Consider the following 250-nt stretch of genomic DNA (forward strand, 5'->3'; position numbering starts at 1 on the left):
CATCCGTTAATTTCCAAACCAACCAAGTATCAATGGTACCAAAGAGCAATTCGCCTTTTTCCGCACGTTCTTGTGCGCCCGGTACATGATCCAAAATCCAACGAACTTTCGTCGCTGAGAAGTAAGCGTCAATGACCAGACCTGTTTTTTGGTGGAACAGTTCTTCATAGCCATCTTTTTTCAACTGATCTGCCAATGGCGCTGTCTGACGAGATTGCCAAACAATGGCATTGTATATCGGAAGTCCAGT

At 44.8% G+C, this 250-nt stretch carries 1 protein-coding gene; it reads right to left on the bottom strand.

The genetic code is table 11. The features are described from left to right. Positions 1–250 (bottom strand): FGGY family carbohydrate kinase (locus ACS2QP_RS28315; protein ID WP_438883145.1); only part of this gene is annotated, 250 nt, incomplete at both ends.

It is taken from the genome of Bacillus cereus group sp. Bce019 (assembly GCF_051781745.1).
GTDB classification, from domain to species: domain Bacteria; phylum Bacillota; class Bacilli; order Bacillales; family Bacillaceae_G; genus Bacillus_A; species Bacillus_A cereus.